This window comes from Flagellimonas okinawensis, from assembly GCF_029194005.1.
Lineage (GTDB): Bacteria > Bacteroidota > Bacteroidia > Flavobacteriales > Flavobacteriaceae > Flagellimonas > Flagellimonas okinawensis.
The window spans coordinates 196256-215892 of sequence record NZ_JARFVA010000003.1 but is presented as its reverse complement, the minus strand read 5'-3'; the positions used below and the strand labels follow the sequence as shown (position 1 = coordinate 215892).

Genomic DNA, 19637 nt, shown 5'->3' with positions numbered 1-19637 from the left:
TTTGTTGGTTAGAATCCCACTTTAAGTCCCAATGTCAATTGTCTCAGTGGCGGCAATCGATTATTAAGTGTCTGCTCCGGATCGGGCCCTTTGTACTTGGTAAAGGTCAAGAGGTTCTGCCCTTGTAGGTATACATTGACATCCAGGCCATCCACCAGATGGGGCACCTTATAGTTCATCGAAATATTGCGTATCCTGATAAAGGAAGCATCAGACACAGCGGCATTGCTCCTTCGTTGAAGGCTTTCGTTGCTGGCACCCGGAATCAATCCCGAAGAGGCGATCTGAAATGGTTTTACATCGCCCGGTTCGCGCCATCTATCATAGAAAAGATCGACACTGGCATTTCTTCTGTAGCCGGGAACGGCGTTATCCTGAATAGGATTATAAGCCTTTTGTTTTTTGAATTGAAGGAAGATATCAAAGGTCAGGTCACCCCAATTAATGGTGTTTCCCAGACCACCATAAAACTTGGGAGCCAAATCTTCTATCCATTGACGGTCTCCACTGCTACTGATGGCTCCGTCCCCGTTATAGTCCTCGATCTCATATTGGCCAGTTTCGGGATTGACCCCCAAGGAATGGTAAAGTTTGACAATGGACAATGGCTCGCCGATAACATAGCTATCCGCGAAGGTGGAGGTTTCCAAACCATCATAGCGCAGCAATTTGCTCTTTGGAACTGTTAAGTTAAATGTCGTTGACCATTTCAATTTATCCGACACTAAATTGACGGAACGAAAATCCAGTTCAACCCCAGAATTCTCGACCGTAGCATCAAAATTTCCGGTAAGCTCGGGAAAACCGGTTGTTGCGGCCAAGGGTACCCCCACCAGTTGATTGGAGGAACGGTTCCGATACCAAGAGGCATTGACAAATACCCGGTCCTTAAAAAATCCAAGTTCAAGCCCAGCTTCCAATTTTTTGTTCTCCTCCCATCCAAAATCGGGATTGTAGATGCCTGAAGGGCTCAACGTTGCGATACCACCATAATCCGCTCCTGTGACCGTATAGGTATCCAAGAATTGGTAATCCCCAATATTGTCGCTTCCTGTGGTACCATAGCTGCCGCGTATTTTTCCGAAACTCAGCACGGAACTATCAGTAAAAATTGCCTCTTCGGTAAAGACCCAGGCCAGACCAACAGCTCCAAAATTTCCAAATTGCTTTCCGGGGCCAAATCGGGAAGATCCATCCCTCCTTCCGGTAAGGTTCAGGATATACCTGTTCATATGTTTAAGGTTGACCCTTCCAAATACCGCATTATATTTATATTCACTGTCGGTGCTGGAACGCACCTCCACCAGTTCGGCCGCTGTCAGGTTGAAGATCAGGGAATTATTGGGAAAGCCTGTTCCCCGCATCACAAGCTGTTCAGTGGCTTGCTGTTGAAAAGTGGTCCCCAATAACACATCCATGGAGAACCTGCTCCAATCTTGTTTCCATTGTATTTGGGGCTCAACGATCCAGGAAGTCCGTTTTGACTCATTGGTGGTCAGATTGGAATAATTTTGCGGGGTAAAGTTGAACCTGGGATTTCTAGTGGAACTTGGCAAGGTCCGGTATGAATCCAAACTATAATCCGTATAACCTATGCTAGCCCTCAGTTGGAGGTCCTCCAATAGTTCATAGGATATCAGCGCATTGGCCAATATCGTATTGGTCTTGGCGCCGAACTTTTCTTCCAATCCCGCCAACGGATTATCCCACGTATTGTTTTCCCAATTAAGGCTTCCATCCTTATCAAATAGCGCAGGTGCATTCGGCGCCAGAGTATAGGCCTGAATGCTAAGGTCCGAGCGTGGCAACAGATTGTCTTCATAGGTGTAGCTGGTGGAGAGGTTCAAACTGAAACGATCATTGTTCGATCGATGGCTGATAGTGCTATGCACAGTGGCCCTTTTATAATTGGCATCCCCAGGAAAGACCGTAGTCTCCTTTAAATAAGATCCACTGACCAAAAACTGGGTACAATCACTGCCCCCTGAAATAGAAAGTTGGGCATTATTGCGATAAGCAGTGCCCCCAATAAGTTCCTTTTGCCAATCGGTATAGCGATCTTGGCCCCATAGTGTAATATCCGGCCAATAAAAGTCATATCTGGGAACTCCCAAAAAACCATCTAGACCATCATTGCTGACCCCTTCTCTTCTCACCTCCAAATATTGATGTGTGTCCATGAGATCCATAAAATGGGTTACCTGTCCAAGTGAGGTACTAAGGTGTGCATCGAACCGAGTTTTGCCTACTTTCCCCTTTTTAGTTGTGATCAACACTACCCCATTGGCCCCTCTGGATCCGTAGATGGCCGTGGCATCGGCGTCCTTGAGCACTTCGATGCTTTCGATATCATTAGGGTTGATGGCATTTAGCGGACTGATATCGCTGTACACGATACTCCTGGAGATGTCATCGGAACCCAGGGATTGGGAGCCAAAGGGTACCCCATCCACAATGTATAGGGGATCGGTAACACCATTGATGAAATTCCGGCCACGTACCTCAATTTCAAAGCCACCTCCGGGCACTCCGGTATTCTGGACAATATTTACCCCAGAAAGATGGCCTTGCATCGCCGCCAATGGATTGCCTACAGGTTGTTTTTCCATCACCTCGGTCTTGATGGTGGCTATGTTTCCCGTACGTTCCTTTTCAGATACGGTATAATACCCCGCATTGAGTACGACTTCCCCGAGCTGGGTGACATCCTCTTCCATTTGGACATTGATGACAGTTTTTCCTTCAATAGGGACGTTCCTAGCCTTGAAACCCACTATGGAAAAGAATAATATGTCATTAGGGCCTGCTTTAATGCTATAGGTGCCGTCCATATTGGAAATGGTGCCGATATTCTTGGACTCCACCACAATATTGACCCCGCCCAAGGGTAATCCTTCAGTGTCGGTGATAGTCCCTGAAATTGTGGCTTGCGGTGGGTAGAATGTTTTGCCTGCTACCAGTTTTTGGGGGAGTAGGGGGGATAATAGGATATATAAGAACAGAAACAGCTTATTCCTGCCTAAAAGTATTGGTGATTTCTTCATTACGTTGAGTTCGTTTGATTAAAAGAGTTCGTTGGAATTTTATTTCCCATAGGGCAATTGTTCGATTGCCCAAAGGGTTTTAGCCACACTGCCCGAAAAGTCAAGACAAAGTCGTAACTTCCCTAAGGGCATTTAGGTTCGGATATAGGACACCCTGTCCAAGCAGTAATGGTGCCTGGAAATAGGATTCCTAGATGGAAAATGACTAAGATTTCGTGATTGGGCCGGTTGCCCTAAAAGTGTATCTGTCAGTTATGGGAAAAGTGATTTTGTGAACCGGAAAAATGTTGCGTATATCCCAAAACTATAGTCTTAGAGTTAAATAGGATTTTTTGGCTTTTTCTTAAAGAGAATATCAAATAGGGTCAGGCCCGCTCCAGAACTGGAACCGACCAAAGATAAATGCTCTGTTAAAAAAATAAGCCTTTTGTTTCCCATAACCCATTGGTTGGGCGATGCCTCGAAATGTAAAAGAAACTAAACGCTAAGAAAAAAGCTGAAGAAAAACCAATTACCAAAAAAAGGCGCGGAACTCAACTTACCATAGTAGAGGTACTGGTATACCTTGCAGATGATAAGAAAGCCCACGCCCCGGGTCGTGAGCAATCTACTTATCCTCTCATCTGCATAAAATTACCAGTTTTCTACTATGAGATTCTAAGCGAAAGCTTCAAATATGTTCTATACGAAGAATCGCAAAAATAAATAATCAAGGCTAATATATAAAAAATATTTACACAGTCATGTATATGTGAATGTTGTTTTTCAAATCATGTCATTCACATACTTATATATATGCAAAATGATAATAGAAATAATAATGTCGCATATTGACTTCCATGTGATTGAAAGCTTAAGAGAACTGAGGGTAAAGTCAAACCCATATATAGATCAAGTAGAATTGGCACAACGCATAGGAGTTTCTGAGGGTTACGTTGGACAAATAGAAAACCCGAAGAGCAGAGCTAAATACAATATGAGAATGATGGCGAGGGCTGCAAAAGCATTAAATTTAAAATCATATCAAGATATTTTTCCCAAGGAGATTTTAAAAAGCGATTTGGTAAGAATCAGATTGAAATTATTAAAACCTGACACCAAAAAGCATGAAGTTGATAAAAACGGAAATGTAAAAAAACGGTTTGAAGTACTTTCAATCAAAAGGTTAAACAATGATGAACTTCTTCAATGGGACAACGGCGAATTAGAATATTTGACTATAATTGAAGAATAACTTAATCCCTCTTTCACTTTTTATATCCTTACGGAAATTCACATTTTCCTTTTCTGGAAAATTCTTACATTTAGCCTCATCTCCCCCAAATTTTATTGAAAGATAATGAAGCTATGCTTTGTATTATGAAGCGGAACTTGTTTATAGCAGACTATTTTGGTGGTGCATGCACAATAGTCTGCTATAAACAAGTTGTGCGTAAGCCACCAAAAACAGAATGCAAAATTTAATACAGAAAATACAGGACTTAGAATGGGAGGAACTGAATGTTGAAAACAATCAAGTTTCAATCCAAGATAGTGAACAGGACTTACTTTCTGTTGAAAATGGAATTGCAACTCTGAATTTACTTGACAGAAAGGAGTCTGATGAAGGAGAAGTAACTTTTGAAAATAGTTACATTAATTTGACAAGGTTAGAATTTCCAACAAATTTTGATGCCTCAAGTGTTTTGACACGTAATTTAAAATTACGTCACTACGCAAAATTCAATGAAGTATTCGATTTCAATAACAGAAATATCGAATGCATTTCAATCACTGAAGACACAGATGATTATGAGGTTAATGGAAATACCGTTTCCATTAGTCCTGAATCTATTACAGCTGTAATTCAGACTTACAATGAGATATACGATGATGCAAAAGTTTATCAGGGAAAATTTGTATCCTATAAATCTAGAGAATATCAAAGAGCCTATTTTGGAATTGAAAAAGAGAGAAAAACACTTTCAAATAAAGGGGAGTTTACTTTTTTGGTAGACCGTTTTAATCTATCAACTAAACGAAAAAAAGCAGATTTTTTAAAGTACTTGAATGATAATGATTTAATTTCTCTTCAAGACTTAACTTTAAAGTTAATCCAAAAAGAAGTATTCGGTTCTGATTTCCTAATCAAGTTAAACGATTATTTCATAAAAGCCAGATTAGAAGATATTATCAAACTTGGAAGGGAAGTCTTATCTCTTAAAAGCACTGATTTAAAAACTCAAAGGGCTAAAAAAATAATTAAGAAAGTGGAGCCTGATGGAAGGAAAATAAAACAACTAGAATCTGTCTGGCAAAAGTATTTCGAAAACTATTTATCCTTTTTAATTTTTGCATATCGAGAAATCTACCCAAAAATAGAATTAAATGTAAGTGTCAAAAAGAAATACCCAGATTTTATTGGAATCAATCATTATGGTGGTGTTGACGTCATTGAAATAAAAACTCATTTAAAAAAAGCTTTGACAAAAGACCCAAGTCACGATAATTATGCTTTTTCTTCTGAAATGAGTAAAGCTATCATTCAGACAATAAATTATATGGACGCATTGATACAGGAAAAAATAAAGAAAAAGACAATGAAAGCCGATATAAAGGGTAAAATTTTGGAGGGTAATATCTATAGACCTGAAGGCCTAATTGTAATTTCTAGCTATGATAATCTTGTTTCAGGAATTAAACAAACTGAAGCCGAATTTGAAAAAGTTAAACGTGATTTTACTAAACTTAGAAATGGATTAAACAATATTAGAATAATCACATTTGATGAACTTTTGAATATGGCTGAAAACTATAAAGACAATATTGTAAAATAAAAGCCTACGCACAACAAAGATGACTAAAAGTAATTGCTTGTTCTCACCTACTTCTGAAAATCTACATGGATTTTCAGGTTAGTGTGTAATTGCTAAATTAATCACTAACCCACGCAACTACTCATAGCCGAGACAATTGTGCGGCATACAAAAGAGCCAACACTCGACAGGGAATCAAATAAACTGGTGAGGGAAAAAGAAGACAATGGAAAGAGTACATGACCCAAGGGAATTCATAAGAGGCATTCAACAAATTCTAATCAACAATACAATTCGGATAGGATTTCTGTTTGGTGCTGGAACATCAATGGCTGCTCCTCTTACTGATAAACACGGGGAGCCCATAAAGGATGAAAAAAACAGAATTAAGCCATTAATTCCTGGAGTCTGGGCTATGACAGATTCAATTCTTGACGGGATTACCGATAACAAATTAAAAAATGCATTGGAAACTATCAAAACTGAGTTAGAAGAAAACGATTCTGCCTTTATGCTTGAGAATATCATTTCTTCTATTGACCAAAAATTGAAAGTAGTTGGCAAGGACACTTTATGTGGACTTAACAAAAAAGAGTTGAAAGAATTGAGAACACTTTTCCAAAAAGAAATACGATCCTTGGTTTCCGTGCACAATAACCCGAATATAGATATAGAGAAATCCTCCCAACTTCATGTTGATTTTGCACGATGGGTGAATAATGCTTCCCGAAAAAATGCTGTAGAAGTCTTCACCACCAACTATGATTACCTCTTTGAATTAGGATTTGAATCTAAAAAACTGCCTTATTTTGATGGGTTTGTGGGTGGTTACAAACCTTTTTTCGACCCAGTAAGTGTTGAGAATGATTATTTGATACCAAAATGGACTAGACTATGGAAACTACATGGTTCCTTAGGCTGGGGTTATGACGACAAGGAAGAAAGAATAATAAGAAGTAGAGAAATAAGCGATGATGGAATTGTCATTTATCCTTCTCTTCTCAAATATGACGATTCTAGAAAACAACCGTATTCTAGCTATATAGAGCGACTTTCCTCATTCATAAAAAAGGATGATGGCGTTCTATTTATTTGTGGCTATTCATTTGGAGACGAACATATCAACGATACCATTATCAATGCTTTAGCTCAATCAAAATCAACAACTGTAATTGCGCTGGTTTTCGACAAATCCCTTAACGAAGATTCTACCGCAATCAAAGTCGGGAGGAACTCTAATAAATTCATGATTTGCGGAAATAAATCTGCCCTGATTGGTGGAATTTTTGGTAAATGGGCGCTTAAACGTGAGCCAGCCAAGGATGATTTTGAATTCATTGACCAATTTTTTGATAGGGATGCTCCATTACCAGAAGCTGATAAAGGACAAGGCGATGAAAAGGAACTTCCAACTGGCGAACTAAAACTAGTAGACTTCAACGCTCTTATTGAATTCCTTGTAGACCTTTCATATCCAAATGAAGGCCGCTATGATTGATCAAATACATACGATAATTGGGCAGGTCAAAAGTGTAAACGGAAGTCGTTTATCAATCAAGCTATCTGATGATTTCAAATCATCAATGCCAATTATTAACGGTATTGTTTATCGTATAGGACAGATTGGTTCTTTCGTGAGGATTCCACTTGGATATGCTCATTTATACGGGATTGTTACTCAAGCTGGTGCCGATGCAATTCCCGAAAAACTAATAAACAAGGAAACATTTGAGGATCATCAACAGGGTATGCGCTGGATATCTGTTGTTTTAGTTGGTGAAAGAGTAAGAAATAGGTTTGAAAGAGGCGTTATTCAATATCCTACCCCTGATGATGAAGTTCACCTAGTCACAATAGATGACTTAAGGATAATCTACAGTGAAATTGATAGTGAAAGTTCACTTACAGTCGGTCAAATTAGTGCTTCCGAAAGCTTACCTGCTCATATAGACTTAAATAAATTCTTATCACGTCACAGTGCAATTGTCGGCAGTACTGGCAGCGGAAAGTCTAATACTGTTTCAATAATATTGGATGCTATAGCTTCGAATGAAAAGTTCAAATCATCTAGGATATTGTTAATAGATCCACATGGCGAGTATAATGAAACTTTAAAAGCTCATAGTAAGGTATTTAAAATTGGTGCTGATAAAGCAAATAATGAAAATGAGCTCAAAATACCTTTCTGGGCTCTTCCTTACAATGAGTTGTTTTCCGTTTTTCCTGGCACGCTAAAAGAAACTGCATCTGATTCAATAAGGGTTGAGATTCAGAAAAGAAAAATAGAGTCAGCTAAGCACCTAAACAAACCTCCGCTTGAACATTCTTTGAATGCCGACAGTCCTATTCCCTTCAGCATAAATCAACTTTGGTATGATTTAGATGATTTTGAAAAGCAAGTATTCAATAAAGTGAAAGTTGGTACAGACACTGAACTTCAATTGGTTGAGAGAATAGAAGATGGTGATTCAGAAAAACTTATCCCAAGCCAACACCATCCTCCAGCTACAGGAGGAGGAAATCCTAATATTAATCGAGGGGCAATGGGGATTTTGACCTACTTAAATGGTGTGAGGAATCGAATTCTAGATGATAGGTATAAATTCCTTTTCGATTTGGATGATTATCATCCTGATATTGATGGTAATGTAAAGAGGGATTTAGACTTTTTATTATCTGATTGGTTGAATCATGATAGTCCAATAACAATTCTAGATTTATCAGGTGTGCCATCAGAAATAATGACATCTATTTCTGGTACGATATTGAAGATAATCTACGATTCCTTGTTTTGGGGGCAAGAACTTAATGTTGGGGGAAGAAATCAACCAATAATGTTAGCGTTAGAAGAAGCTCATAGCTATCTAAAGGCTGGCGAAAATTCTATCTCATCAAGAATAGTTCAGACAATTGCAAAAGAAGGGCGTAAATACGGTGTTGGATTACTTCTGATAACTCAGAGACCTTCCGAATTAGACGAAACAGTCCTAAGCCAATTAGGGTCTTTAATCGCGTTACGAATGACTAATTCAAAAGATCGTGGACACGTAGGAAGCGTTATGCCTGATGACCTGAATGATTTAGTTTCTATACTACCAAGTCTTAGAACCGGTGAAGGGTTAGTAATGGGGGAAGCTGTGAAAATTCCATCTAGAGTTAAGTTTGATAAAATTCCATATGCACCTAAAAGTAGCGATCCATTGGTGTCTGAAAGTTGGATTAAGGATAAGCCTGATTCAAAAGAATATGAAGAATTAATGCTCCGTTGGAGAAATAGAAAACTAAAGTAATTAACAGTAAATAAATAGATTATGGAAAAGGAATATGTCCAATCTTCAAATATCGAAGCAGTAGGTTATGATAAGGATACTGAAACTCTAAGAGTTTGGTTTCTTAATGGTTCAGTGTATGACTACACTGGAGTTGGTCAATTGGAATATGAAGCACTAAGAGATGCCCCCTCAGTAGGGTCATATCTTCATCAAAACATTAAAGGGCAATACCCTTATGAAAAAGTAGACTAATGGCATTATCCTTAAATCAAAAACTTAAGCGAATAGAGATATCCAGTTTTGAACTGGACAATGAAATCGTATTTAATTACTTCGATAATCTTCCTGCAACGGAACGAGATGAAAAGCTTATAAGAGCTATCTATATTGGCGTTTTGGCTTTAATGGAAGATCGAATTTCCGCTTTTTTGTCTAAAACCAGCAATGAACTTGGAACAGAATTGGAAAGTTTAAAAATGATCTTCGAAATGAAGAAAGAGCTATTCTATAAATCCACTATAAAGGGAGTGCTTGCTGAGGATGAAATAGCAGAATTTCTCAATCAATACTTTTCGGATAGGAAACTAAAAGATAGAGCTGTTCTTACAGGGAATACGGCAGGAAATCTACCCAAAAACAAAACCGGTGATATCATTTGCGAAATTGACGGAAATTCTGAATTGAAGATCGCGATAGAGTGCAAGTTTGATAAAAGTGTACGTCTCGGAGATATTGCCAGCAAAGAAATATTCACCAGAAAAACTGACACGGTTTGGAGCCAATTAATAGAAGCTCAAGCCAACCGTGATTCCAAAGTAAGTCTTATAGTCTTTGATATTTCTTTAGTGGATAATTCTATACTTAAAAACTTTGAAAATGTCGGTTTCATTCCTGGTATCGGTTTGGTTGCTATTATCGATTCCCAAAAAGGAGACTATTCGAATCTTGCTATTGCATATATGCTTGCAAGGGACATTGCTTTGAATTCAAGGGAAATCGAGATGGATAAAGACTTGTTGAATGCTCTTGTTAACAGGATTATTAAGGACATTGATGAAGTACTCACAATAAAGGACTTAGTTCAGAAGAATATTGAGAATAATAAATCAATTTTAAAACAGCTTGAAAAGTCCTTACTTCTGATGGAATTTAATCAAGAATATTTGAAGAAATTCCTGAAAGATGGTACTCTTTCTAAAAAGGACTTACTCGACTTTTATACAGGTGAAGATATCAAAGATAAATTCAGATTGGTTGAAAAAGACATTAACGCTATATAGCCATGTCAGGTAGCCACCACATTGCCAAGCCGCTCGAGCCAACTGGCACTGACCAAGGCTTGTAAAATAGTGTGTCTAAGCCAACGAGCAGGTCAAAAAGTAAAAAGTACGAATGGACAACCTAGTGTAAAAGCAATGACGGTTTAATTACTAATTTGAAACATTAAAATAAAAATCAAAGATCGGTGCTATCAGATAGTTAGTGTCTTGAAATCGGCCATTACTCATATACGAGACCGTATGCATTAATATGACAAAATTAAGTTCATCTAAAATATTTCAGGAAATTGTCAAGGAAACTAGTTATAAGAATAAAGATTACTCAAAATTGATTAGTCTCACAAATATGACTTTTTTTCTTGGTGCTGGTTTTTCAAAATCTTGGGATTTAAAATATCCAACTGGCCAAGAATTATTTTCTTTGGATAGAGATGATATAACAGATGATTTTCTTGAGTTCTTGCTAAGTATTGGCTATACAGATTTAAGTAATATTCAATTCAAAGAATTTAAAGAAATAGCATACCAAATTAGTATGCAAAAAAAATATCCATCACTTAGGAGAAGATATATAGACGAATACAATTTAGAAATTATTGAAAATGAGATTAGTTCAATTATAACCAAAAGATTTAATAAGCTTGTTCCTATAAACTACATTGAAAATGCCTCTTATAAATTAAAATTGGAACAGAATCCAACTCGAAATCAAAAAAAAATTGTTTCCTTTTTTAATTGGTTGGAATCTCATACAACTGGAGACACTGACCAAATACCAGAAGGTTTAAGAATTAACTTTATAACCACTAATTACGATTTTTTAGTTGAATCCATATTGGATGAAACACTCGGAGAAGATGATACACATTTAATATATGCTTATCGAGGTTTTACACCTAAAACCACGAACAAAGTTAAAACCCCTACTACAATCCATAGACATTGGTTGGTTCAAAATTTAATTAAGCTTAATGGAGGTTTTGAAATATTTGGTTCGAATGACCAAGGTTTCGTTGTAGATTACACAAAGAAAACAGCCCGAGATTTAGACCGTAATGCCCCAACATTAATCTTACCAAATAGAGAACAGGATTATACAGGAAAATATTTTCAAACTATTTTTCCTAAAGCAGTTAGAACCTTACAGGAATCCAAAATACTTGTAATTGTTGGTTATAGTATTCCAGAAGAAGATGCACTAATAAGATTGTTGCTTAGACAATTTGCAGAAGAGAATGTTGATGGGACAGAAAAAGTTATTTTCTTTATTGATTTAATGGATGAACAAACACAAATTAAAAAATTGGAAAGTATTTTTCCATATCATAAGAGAGCAAGAAATCGATATAATATTATACCATTCGAGGGAACTTTTATCGATTGGATAAATGAAATATTATCAATAAATAACAATGCATAAACTGACTAAAGTTCATTATTTCGCTTACCCTGAACTAAATTACCTATTTTAAAGACAGCAAATAATTTAGTCCTTAGTGTTTGGGTTGCTGGAAAATAGTACCGGCACAAATCATTGCTCACTAGTCGCCAACCGCAATAAAATTAAAGAACTCGAAATGGAGGAATAAATTCGGTTAATTAATATAATAGACAACCCTACAATTGTATCAAATGGACTTGGCAAACTCCAATAAAGCAGGATCATTTTTCAATTTTTCCATATCATCCGAAATTTTACTATCCAATACCTTGGCATAGATTTGTGTCGTCTTCAAAGAAGTATGCCCAAGCATTTTGCTCACGGACTCAATGGGCACCCCATTGGATAGGGTCACGGTCGTTGCAAAGGTATGTCTGGCCAAGTGGGTGGTCAACGTCTTTTTGATCTTGCATGCAGTGGCAATTTCCTTTAGATAGGAATTGGTGCGCTGATTGGTGTATACCGGGAGCAGTGTCTTCTTTTCGATTACCCTAGGATGTTCTTTGTATTTGTCGATGATGGCTTCCGGAATGCTAAGCAGTGGAATACTGCTCAGAACCTTGGTCTTTTTCCTTTTGGTCTTGATCCATTTGTTTCCCTTGATATCCTTGACCAAGTCATGCTTGGTCAGCTTTTCAATATCCGCAAAGGCAAGTCCGGTATAACAGCAGAATAAAAACATATCCCGTACCGTATCCAGTCTTTCGAATTCAAATTCTTGCTTAAGCATCGCTTCCAGTTCCTCATGGGTCAGGAACTCACGCTCTTTTTGTTTCCAACTGGCCGACCAGTGGAAGAACGGGTCCCGATCGATCCATTGATTGGCATAGGCGATGCGAACAATTTTCTTGAAATTGACAATATATTTGGTAGCTGTATTGTGGGAGCAATTTTTTTTGCTCTTCAAAAAGTAATCAAAGCCCGTTATAAACTCATAATCGAGCTTTTTAAGCGGAAAATCCCTTTTTTGGTACTTGTGTACTATGTAATCGGAGATATGCGATTTGGCCGTTTTATATCGTTGAAGTGTTCCCTCAGAATATTCTTTGCCCACCAAACTTTCCATTTCATCATTATGATCTTGGAATATTTCCAAGATCATATACTGTTTCTGGCCCTTGCCCAAAAAGATGTTCTTCACGGTATCGGCATCCACATATTCACCACTGCGAACAAGCTCATCATAGATAGAGATACATTTGGCCTTCAAAGTATCGAAAAATCGGTTGAGTACCAGTATTTCTGGGCCTTTGCCACGAACCCTACAGTTGTCTGCATCCCATCTGGAAAGCTCGACTTGCTTGCCCGTACTGAACTCAGCACGTTTTCCATCAAGGGTGATTCGAGCATAAATGATTGATTTTTTGGGTTCCTTAACTACCTTTCTCTTTGGGTAAAAGATGACATTGATTGTTGAAAACATAAGAATAGGATTGAATTAACACTTTGAAGGTACAAAAAGAGGTCTTAAATAAATGTTAACAAATCCTTGCAATAAATTGCAAAACAGCTAATTATAGCGATGGAGGTGCCTCTGAAACGAGAGCCTTGAGAGGCACCGAATTAGGCACCTTTTATATGGTGTTTTTTGCTATTTTTTGGCACCAATGGAAATGAAAAAAGCCTGTAAACATTTCATTTACAGGCTTTTGCATAAATTTGGAAATATTCCAAGCGGTCTGGACGGGACTCGAACCCGCGACCCCCTGCGTGACAGGCAGGTATTCTAACCAACTGAACTACCAGACCAATGATTTTATCTTTAGAGGACTCCGACTACAGTCGGATTCAAATCTTGTTCATTTGCTTTTTTAAAGCGAGTGCAAATATACATTCTCATTTCGGATATGGCAAAACATTTTTTTAAAAAAATGTTCAAGCAAATTTTTGTCGCTCGATCATAAAGGAATTCAGTACTTGAGAGAAATCGGAGCGAATATCGACCCCAACATACTTTATTTGGTACTGGGCACATTTTAGCTTTAAAAGTTTTTGATACTGCGCCACCTTTTCCGAGTACGCTTTTTTGATAGAACTTGCATACAAATCGATATGCTCACCTGTTTCCACATCCACGAAACGCTTTGGGGTATCGTCAAAATCAAAATTCAGTTCGTGTTCTTGATCCAAGAGATGGAATAGGACCACGGAGTGCTTATTGTATTTCAAGTGTCTAAGTGCCTCAAACAATTTTTCTTCCTCAGTTTCGGTTTGAAACATATCCGTGAATAGAAAAATAAGGCTCCTTCTGTGAATTTTTTCAGCTATTTGATGAAGAAAGGTATACGTTTTTGTCTCTTTGGTATTGTTCCTGTTCAAGGCCACTTCGTTCAATTTGGCGTAAAGCATCTGAAAATGGCGCTCGCTGTTCTTTTCCGAGGCATAAAAATCATAGGTGTCAGAGTAAATGCTTAGTCCCACCGCATCCCTTTGTTTTTTCAAGACTTGCATCAATGCAGCAATGGAAAGCACACCGAACCCGATTTTGTTCAGGCTTGCTAAGGAATACTCTTTGACATCGGGATAATACATGGACGCAGAGTTGTCTAGAATCATATGGCAACGCAGGTTGGTCTCGTCCTCGAAGCGCTTGGTGTACAACCTATCTGTTCGGGCATACAGCTTCCAATCGATATGTTTGGTGCTTTGGCCCGGGTTATAGATTTTATGCTCTGCAAACTCAGCTGAAAAACCATGGAACGGACTTTTATGGATGCCACTTATAAAACCTTCCACAATTTGGTTGGCCAAAAGTTCCAGATTTTGAAAAAGCTTTGCTTTGCTAAGTTCCGATCGTACCTCCATAACATAATTGTGCAGACAAGATAAAATAAAAAAGGTTTGGCAACTGCCAAACCTTTTTTAAAATACATTATTTGCTGTGTCTTTACAGTGCAGCATCGATTGCATCTGTGTAAACTTTTTTGGGAGATACGCCCACTTGGCGATTAACTACCTCACCATCTTTAAAGACCAATACGGTAGGGATGTTACGTACACCATATTTAGCGGCAAACTGTTGGTTTGCATCTACGTCAACCTTACCTACAACAGCTTTGCCGTCATATTCTTGTCCAACTTCTTCAATGATAGGGCCTACCATTCTACATGGCCCGCACCATGCTGCCCAAAAGTCAACTAGGACAGGCTTGTCACTTTTTAAAACTACTTCGTCAAAAGTTGCATCTGTTATTTCTAGTGCCATCTTATTTAATTTATTGTTATGCAAAGTTAGTCAAATATTATCCATGTTACTTACATTGAGGATATTCGTTTTAATTATTGCACCATTGGTAATAATTATGGTCTAATTTAGCTTGTAATGGATTTCATTTGCTTCAAGTTCGGAAAGTAATTCGCTGTTAATCTTTACTTTCTGTTTTCTGCTCGATAGTTTCAGTTTTATTTCCTCTTGCATTTCATAAATAATAAAGCTAAGAGGGTGGTCTCCTTTGTGCATTCGAAGAGTGTCCTTCAAGGTTTGGATCCTTTGCTCTTGTAATCGATCAATATTCAGTTTGATGGTGAGTTTTTTGGCAAACGCATCCATAACGTCCTGAAGCTGCTTAAAATCGTTGAACTGAAGCCTTGGGTCTCCTTTCTTGCCCGTGTCCCTGTTCACCCAGCCCTCGCGAACAAAGGCCCTTACATGTACAAAGGAATTGATCATTAAAAAATGACGGAACTTCAGGTACTCTTCACCAAAAATCCGCAATTCGTAAGACTCATTATAATCCTCCAGAGTGAAGAGTCCCCAACCTTTACCGTTTTTGGAAACTCGGTGCTGTACATCGGTAATAACCCCTGCAACCGTGAGCTCTCTGTTCACGTGCTCTTCCAAACGGGCGAAATCGCTCACCGTATTTTTACAGAAGGCTTTGATCTCTTTCTTGAAATCATCCAGTGGGTGTCCGGAAATATAGATTCCGACCACTTCCTTTTCGCGGCGGAGCTTTTCCATGGTACCCCATTCCTCACAAGGAGGTACTATGGGTTCAGGTATCTGCACATCGCTCGCCTCTCCAAAAAGGCTTACTTGGGATGAATTTTGGTTCTCTTGGAACTTGGCCCCATATTTAACCGCTTTTTCCAAAAAGGATATGCCATCACCATCATCATGAAAATATTGGGCTCTGTGGGTATCACCAAAGGAATCGAATCCACCGGCAAGAGCCAAGTTTTCAAATGCCTTTTTATTGGCTGCCCTTAAATCCACGCGTTTGGCCATGTCGAAAATAGACCTGTAGGGCCCGCCTTCTTTTCTGTTTTCCACAATGGTCTCCACTGCGGAACGTCCAACGCCTTTAATGGCACCCATGCCAAACCGTACGGCATTATCCTTGTTTACCGCAAATTTGTAATAGGATTCATTAACGTCCGGCCCCAATACTTCGAGTCCCATACGTTTACATTCCTCCATAAAAAAGGTGACCTGCTTAATGTCGTTCATGTTGTTGGACAGTACCGCCGCCATGTATTCGGCAGGGTAGTGGGCCTTAAGGTATGCGGTCTGATAAGCAATATAAGCGTAGCAAGTAGAGTGACTTTTGTTGAACGCATAAGAAGCAAATGCTTCCCAGTCCTTCCAAATTTTTTCCAGGACCTCACGTGGATGACCATTCTTTTCCCCACCATCCAAAAATTGAGGTTTCAATTTTTCCAGTAGGGCAAAAATCTTTTTACCCATGGCTTTACGGAGAACATCCGCATCACCTTTGGAGAAGCCGGCCAATTTTTGGGAGAGCAACATCACCTGCTCCTGGTATACCGTGATCCCATAGGTTTCCTGAAGATATTCCTCCATATCCGGGAGGTCATACGTAATCTCTTCGTCTCCATGCTTACGGGCAATAAAACTTGGGATGTATTCCATGGGTCCAGGCCTGTAAAGGGCGTTCATGGCAATAAGGTCATCAAAAACCGTTGGTTTCAGGTTTTTCATGTGTTTCTGCATCCCCGGAGATTCATATTGGAATATCCCTACCGTGTCTCCTCTTTGGAAAAGCTCGTATGTTTTTTCATCGTCCAATGGGAAATCGTCAGGCACCAGGTCTATTCCTGTCCTGGCCTTCACAATCTTCACCGTGTCCTTGATCAGGGTCAAGGTTTTCAACCCCAAGAAATCCATTTTTAACAGCCCGGCACTCTCCACTACGGAGTTGTCGAACTGGGTAACGTACAAATCCGAGTCTTTGGCCACCGAAACAGGAACAAAGTTGGTGATGTCGTCCGGAGTTATGATCACTCCGCAGGCATGGATTCCCGTGTTTCTTACGGAGCCTTCTAGCACGCGTGCCATTTTTAAGGTCTGTCCTTCAAGGTCATCCGTCTCGGCAATGTTTAGGAGTTCGTGCACCTTTTCCAGTTCTTCGGAACGGAATTTCTTTTTTAGATCCGCTTCGTCCACCCCAAATATCTTATTGAGTTTGGACATGTTGGGAATCAATTTGGCAATGCGGTCCGCGTCCCCCAAGGGCAGGTCAAGAACACGCGCCGTGTCCCGGATGGATGACTTTGCTGCCATGGTGCCATAAGTAATGATCTGCGCTACTTGGTTTGCACCATATTTGTTGATTACATAGTCCATAACACGACTACGGCCCTCGTCATCAAAATCAATATCGATATCGGGCATGGATACCCTGTCCGGATTTAAGAACCGCTCAAAAAGTAGATCGTACTTCATGGGGTCGATATTGGTAATCGTCAAACAGTAAGCAACCACCGAACCTGCCGCCGAACCACGTCCAGGACCTACAGATACATCCATGTTCCGTGCTTCGCGGATAAAGTCCTCTACAATCAAAAAGTATCCAGGGTATCCGGAGTTTTTGATGATCTCAAGCTCAAAATCAATACGTTCCCTGATTTCATCTGTGAGTTCTCCGTATCTTTTTTCTGCTCCTTTATAGGTGATGTGTCTCAGATAGGCGTTCTCTCCTCTGTTGCCTCCGTCTACATCGTCTTCCGGGTCTTTGAATTCTTCCGGTATACTGAATTTTGGAAGTAAAATATCACTTGCAAGGTCGTAGGGTTCAATTTTGGCGACAACTTCTTTGATGTTCAAAATGGCTTCAGGCAAATCCTTGAAGAGTGCCTTCATCTCTTCAGAAGATTTAAAGTAGTACTCTTGGTTTGGTAAACCATAACGATAGCCACGCCCTCTACCGATTGGAGTGGATTGCTTTTCTCCATCTTTTACGCAGAGTAAAATATCATGTGCCTCCGCATCTTTTTTATCGCAGTAATAGGTATTGTTGGTGGCGACCATTTTTATATTATGGTCTTTGGCCATTCGAACCAGAACCTGGTTTACACGGTCTTCATCCTCCTGACCGTGACGCATGATCTCAATGTAAAAATCATCACCAAATTGTTCTTTCCACCATAAAAGCGCTTCCTCGGCCTGATTTTCCCCTACATTCAATATTTTGTTCGGCACTTCTCCATAAAGGTTACCGGTGAGTGCAATTACATCTTCCTTGTACTGTTCTACTATTTTTTTGTCGATACGGGGTACATAATAAAACCCGTCCGTATAGGCAATCGAGGACATCTTTGCTAGATTGTGGTATCCTTTCTTGTTTTTGGCCAACAATACGATTTGATGGCCATAGTCCTTAACATTTTTGTTGGTATGATCTTCGCAAACATAGAATTCACAACCAACTATCGGGGTAATTTCTTTTTCGGTAGGTTGTTCGCCGTTGGCAATTAATTCTTCGTTTTTGGCTTTTACAGCTTTATTGTGCCCCATAACTTCCTTGACAAAGTGGAAGGCCCCCATCATGTTCGCGTGGTCGGTAAGGGCTACGGCAGGCATGCCATTGTTGGCAGTGGCCTTGACAAGATCCTTGATATTGATGGTGGACTGGAGCACCGAAAACTGGGAGTGGTTGTGTAGGTGGACAAAGGTCTCATCCTCCATTGTTTCAACATTTTCCTGGATTTCTTCATCGGAAACTCCACCGGTATCCTCTGCCCATAGGGCATCTGCAATTTTTTTTGATTCGGCCTTTAGGTTTAGATGCTTTAAACCAATGAGCTCTATCTCTTTTGGATTGGCTTCGGAGAATCGTTCAAAATAATCGGGCTGGACATCCAGCTCTTGATAACTGTACTGCTTTTTACGGACCAGCTCCAAAAAGCATCGCGTGGTGGCCTCAACATCCGCTGTTGCGTTGTGCGCTTCGGCAAAAGGTTCCCCGAACAAAAATTCGTGCAGTTCGGTAAGCGTTGGTAATTTAAATTTACCGCCACGCCCACCTGGGATTTTACAGAGTTCGGCCGTATGCTCTGTACAGGTATCGAGAACAGGAAGTTCCGTCAATGGGCTTTCAACGCCTTCGCGATGGAATTCACACCCCATAATATTAATGTCGAACCCCACATTTTGGCCTACAACAAATTTGGTTTGCTGCAATGCTTTGTTGAATGCTTCCAAGACCTCGCTCAAGGGCACCCCTTGTTCTTCGGCCAACGCCGTTGATATACCATGTATCTGTTCAGCTTCGTAGGGTACGTTGAAGCCATCGGGTTGTACCAAAAAGTCTTGGTGCTCAATCAAGTTGCCAAGTTCGTCATGCAGCTGCCAAGCTATCTGAACGCATCTTGGCCAGTTGTCGGTATCGGTAATCGGGGCATCCCAACGTTTGGGCAAACCAGTGGTTTCCGTATCAAAAATCAAATACATAGGCTATCTGTCTCGGTCAAAAAAAGAATAGATAAAATTAAGGAAGAAGATAGATCAGATAAAAAAGAGTTGTGATGAGTTATCAACTAATAAAAACATGTATAAAGAGTTG

12 protein-coding genes and 1 tRNA gene are annotated in these 19637 nt (G+C 39.5%); 7 read left to right on the top strand and 6 right to left on the bottom strand.

What is annotated here, in order from left to right; translation table 11 throughout:
- Positions 1-8: 8 nt before the first annotated feature.
- Complete coding sequence (locus tag PY091_RS10495) at positions 9-3044, bottom strand: SusC/RagA family TonB-linked outer membrane protein (protein ID WP_275649620.1); 3036 nt, start codon at positions 3042-3044, stop codon at positions 9-11.
- An 802-nt stretch (positions 3045-3846) separates the two neighbouring features.
- On the opposite strand from PY091_RS10495, the gene PY091_RS10490 reads away from it, so the two are divergent.
- The 7 genes from PY091_RS10490 (at position 3847) to PY091_RS10460 (ending at position 11811) form a co-directional block, all read left to right on the top strand.
- Entirely contained in the window at positions 3847-4278 is a 432-nt protein-coding gene (locus PY091_RS10490; protein ID WP_275649619.1) for a helix-turn-helix domain-containing protein, read from the top strand.
- A 217-nt stretch (positions 4279-4495) separates the two neighbouring features.
- Positions 4496-5860: a Shedu immune nuclease family protein gene (locus PY091_RS10485; protein WP_275649618.1), complete on the top strand. Its 1365-nt coding sequence runs from the start codon at positions 4496-4498 to the stop codon at positions 5858-5860.
- Positions 5861-6065: 205 nt separating this feature from the next.
- On the top strand, positions 6066-7337 hold the full coding sequence (locus PY091_RS10480; RefSeq protein ID WP_275649617.1) for an SIR2 family protein: 1272 nt from the start codon (positions 6066-6068) through the stop codon (positions 7335-7337).
- Positions 7330-9129, top strand: coding sequence for an ATP-binding protein (locus tag PY091_RS10475; protein WP_275649616.1), 1800 nt, complete (start codon positions 7330-7332; stop codon positions 9127-9129). The genes PY091_RS10480 and PY091_RS10475 overlap by 8 nt, the downstream gene beginning before the upstream one ends.
- A 21-nt stretch (positions 9130-9150) precedes the next feature.
- Positions 9151-9363 carry a KTSC domain-containing protein gene (locus PY091_RS10470; RefSeq protein WP_275649615.1) on the top strand — a complete coding sequence of 71 codons (213 nt, stop codon included), beginning with the start codon at positions 9151-9153 and terminating at the stop codon, positions 9361-9363.
- The gene (locus tag PY091_RS10465) at positions 9363-10391 is read left to right on the top strand and encodes a hypothetical protein (RefSeq protein WP_275649614.1); all 1029 of its coding nucleotides are present in this window, start codon (positions 9363-9365) and stop codon (positions 10389-10391) included. Before PY091_RS10470 ends, PY091_RS10465 begins: the two co-directional genes overlap by 1 nt.
- A 250-nt stretch (positions 10392-10641) precedes the next feature.
- Positions 10642-11811: an SIR2 family protein gene (locus PY091_RS10460; protein WP_275649613.1), complete on the top strand. Its 1170-nt coding sequence runs from the start codon at positions 10642-10644 to the stop codon at positions 11809-11811.
- Between the two features lie 208 nt (positions 11812-12019).
- Here the strand turns inward: PY091_RS10460 and PY091_RS10455 are convergent, their stop codons facing one another.
- The 5 genes from PY091_RS10455 to dnaE form a co-directional block, all read right to left on the bottom strand.
- Positions 12020-13255, bottom strand: a complete 1236-nt coding sequence (locus PY091_RS10455; RefSeq protein WP_275649612.1) for a site-specific integrase — start codon at positions 13253-13255, stop codon at positions 12020-12022.
- Between the two features lie 252 nt (positions 13256-13507).
- Positions 13508-13581: transfer RNA gene (locus PY091_RS10450), tRNA-Asp, on the bottom strand.
- A gap of 126 nt (positions 13582-13707) precedes the next feature.
- A complete protein-coding gene (locus tag PY091_RS10445) occupies positions 13708-14637 on the bottom strand; it encodes a DUF58 domain-containing protein (RefSeq protein ID WP_275649611.1) in 930 nt (309 codons plus the stop codon).
- Between the two features lie 82 nt (positions 14638-14719).
- The gene (trxA, locus tag PY091_RS10440) at positions 14720-15037 is read right to left on the bottom strand and encodes a thioredoxin (RefSeq protein ID WP_275649610.1); all 318 of its coding nucleotides are present in this window, start codon (positions 15035-15037) and stop codon (positions 14720-14722) included.
- A gap of 102 nt (positions 15038-15139) precedes the next feature.
- A complete protein-coding gene (dnaE, locus tag PY091_RS10435; protein WP_275649609.1) occupies positions 15140-19525 on the bottom strand; it encodes a DNA polymerase III subunit alpha in 4386 nt (1461 codons plus the stop codon).
- Between the last annotated feature and the right edge of the window lie 112 nt (positions 19526-19637).